The sequence below is a fragment of the Terriglobus sp. YAF25 genome (assembly GCF_052113305.1).
In the GTDB taxonomy this organism is placed as follows: Bacteria; Acidobacteriota; Terriglobia; order Terriglobales; family Acidobacteriaceae; genus Terriglobus.
In genome coordinates this window covers 1-3,222 of sequence record NZ_JBFRCY010000713.1, presented here as the reverse complement: position 1 = coordinate 3,222, position 3,222 = coordinate 1, and the positions used below count along the sequence as shown (strand labels likewise).

General features: G+C 59.8%; 2 protein-coding genes. Both read right to left on the bottom strand.

The features are described from left to right. The coding region (locus AB4043_RS22755; RefSeq protein ID WP_442308183.1) for a hypothetical protein at positions 1–2,099 on the bottom strand (2,099 nt) is incomplete at its 3' end. A 160-nt stretch (positions 2,100–2,259) separates the two neighbouring features. Next, complete coding sequence (locus AB4043_RS22750) at positions 2,260–2,484, bottom strand: hypothetical protein (RefSeq protein ID WP_442308182.1); 225 nt, start codon at positions 2,482–2,484, stop codon at positions 2,260–2,262. Positions 2,485–3,222: the final 738 nt, after the last annotated feature.

The window sequence follows — 3,222 nt, the reverse complement described above, 5'->3', positions numbered from 1 at the left end:
CTCGCCGACTGCGAGGTGGTCGCCGTGAAGCCCTGCTGTGGCAGCAGGAAGGTCGAGGTCGATCCGCCGTTTCCACCCGACAGATAGAAGGTGCTCAGCGAATCGGCAAAGAGGCCGTAACCGCCACGCATCACCGTGTTGTCCATGAAGCGCCAGGAGAAGCCGATACGCGGCAGCAGCATCAGCTTCTGCGCGTCGAAGTCCTTGCGGTCGAGACCCTGGTCTCCCAGGAAGCGAAGGCCGCCGTTGACCGTCCAGGCTGAAGCCGCCGGAAGAGTCGAGTTCGAGCTCGCAATGGTGGCGTACTTTGCCTGTGCCGCCGCTGCGATGGGATTTGCTGTATTGAAGTCGAAGTAGGTGTTCGCCTTCTGGTTACGTTCACTGTTCGGACCTTCGTACTCATAGCGCAGACCAAGGTTGATGGTGAGGTTCGGCAACGCCTTGAAGTCGTCGTGGAACCAACCGGCCATGTAGTTCGACCGCACCGCCAGGTCAGAGTTGATGGTGATGGCCGAGGTATTCGGCAGACCCATCTCAAACTGCGCCAGCGAGTAGTCAATGCTCGCCGAGCCGCCGCTGGTCGACTGCGTGTAACGGCCATCGTGCTGATAGCGGCCGTTCGACTGCGCCGTGATACCGGCGTTGACGTTGTACATGCGGTACTCGTAGCCGGTACGCAGGAAGTGGCGTCCCAGCGTGCGCGAGATCTGCACCGACCCCATGGTGATGTCGTTGTGTGAGATCACGCCGTTATCTGAGTTCAGCGATTGATAACCCGTAATGTCCAGGCGCGGAAAGGCCTGCGCATTCGGTCCGAGACCGTTAATCAGATAGCCGGGCATACCGATCGAGGTCGCATTCAGGATGCCCTGCGACGGCACGACGTTCTGGTTCACAAAACGCGTCCACGAGAGACGAGCTTCGAGCACCGTCGTCGGTGAGAGCACGAAGGTATACCCTACCGCCGCGCCCTTGTTGCGGTAGGTCAGCGTTGTTCCGGAGACCTGGCCGAAGTAGGCGTTTTTGCCCGGTTGCAGACGACGGCTCTGCACATAATGGCCATAGATCGACTGCCGGTTCGAGATCGCCACATCGCTGCGCACGACGTAGGCGTAGTAATAATCCGGTTCGGCGCCTGCATAGGAATAGTTGCTGGCTCCCGCCGGATCGCTGCTGGCTGTATTCGGCGTCGGGTAATACTTCAACGCCGCCGCTGCAATGGGGCTAATGCGTGAGCTGGGGATGATGTTTCCAGGGAACGGATCGCGAACCACTTTGCTGTTCACCGTGCGGCTGGAGTACGGATCGTAAAGCTGGTACTTCGGCAGCAGCGCCGAGAAGTCTCCGTTACGGAAGGCGCTGGGAGGTACGCCAAACGTCAGCACGTTCGGTGTCGCTGCCCGCGAGTGCTCCCATCCAGTGAAGAAGAATGCATGGTCGCGCCACACCGGGCCGCCTACCGATCCGCCCTCGCGCAGCCAGACTGCCTTCGCCGCGGGCTGGCTTCCCAGATGCCAGTAGTTCGCATTCATCGTTGGGTTCTGGTAATAGCCAAAGGCCGATCCATGAAATGCATTCGTACCCGACTTAAGAGCGACATTCACAAAGCCGCCGGCGGAGTGTCCCTGCGACGCGTCGTACGACGACGTCTCCACCTTGTACTGGTTGATGAACTCGGTTGATGGGGTGTATGCGGAGAGGCGGATACGGTTGTCCGGGGCGCCGTCCAGGCGGTACTCCAGCGAGTTCAGCACCGAGCCATTTACCGACACGTTGGCAGTGCCGCTGTCGTAGGTATGGATATTCGGATTTACGCCCGAGGGGATAATGCCCGGCGCCAGGTTCTGCAGCGTGAACGGGTTGCCGTAGATGGAGGGCAGTTCCTGGATCGACCGCTCTTCCACGATCATGCCCATGGAGCCCGTGGTCTCCTGCAGCTGCTGCACGCCGGCGCGCACCTCGATCACTTCGGAGGTCTCGCCGATCTCCAGCGCGGCGTCCTGCTGGTTGGTGGCGTTGACGTCGACCATGGTGTGGATACGTTCCAGCCGCTTGAAGCCGATGCGGTTCACCGTCAGGGTGTAGCTGCCCGGGTTCAAAATTTTGTCAACTGGAAAAAGCGGAAGGACCTTGGGAGGGAGGTCTGGGAGAGGCAATGGGAATGGTTCGGGACGCTGGCCTGATACTGATGGTCGCGTCCGGAACGACCAGTAATGGCGCCACGTCGTACGGTCTTTGCGGTTACATGCAGCCGCGAGGCTATTGCACCAGTGCAACCTCATTGACGTTGAAAATTGCGGCGGAGTTGAGGTTCATAGTAATGGTGCCATTGCCACCTAGTTGCAAGGCTCCAACGATGATCTCTCCTTGAACCAGAGTGCCGCTTCCCGACCCGCCCTGTAGATTGAGCTGCTGRAACTGAGCTGCGTTACCCAGCATGGTAGTGCGGGTATTGGTCAGGTAGATGGTCCCAACCAGCGTCATSGCTCCRCCRCCACCCAGKTTATGWSTMGYYGCGGCMGCGGTACGGTCCTGRAARAAGAGAATGCCYTTATAGGCMGAWCCMGATGGYGARCCGATCAGGTTGATGGTGCCATTGGCGCCAAGGTCRAARWTGCCGSYTCCTGTGTTGTAGACCATGATGCCGCCWCCGGCAGCCGTCCCATTCCAACCTGTATTGGTACCGGTAGATCCGTCAGTAAACCCGGTCGCCATGAGCATGTCGCAGTTCGCCGAACACGACAGGCCTTTGCTCTGAATGTAGTAGATTCCCGGTTTCATCACGGGRGTWGARTTCTTTCCATCAATTCCGGTCGGGTAGATGCCAGGCGAATAGAGCATGCAGCCCTTCTTGGGAGATGCCGGACATCCGCTGGTGCYATTYGCAAGCGCTGCCGGAGCCGGTGCAGTTGGAAGAGYCGCCACATTGGGRGGYGAGACRCCSGCSAGAGGATCCTGCATCCAGGAATCTGGTTCCACATAGTGCCCGGTRGTTCCGTAGCTTACGCTGGGMGATGTGCTCGGCCCGCCTGTTACTCCGAGGTCGGCGCCTGTTCCCGTGGTGCAGTTTCCGCTCGTGTCGGCCGGGCCGGCGTGGGACAGATCGATGGAGGAATTGCCTCCGGTGGAGGCTGCCGTCGTAGAGGTGGAGTTGACCTGAATGCTACGGCTGGGGCCACCGCAGATCTTGATCGAAGGCGTGCCTTGCAGGGACAGAGAGCT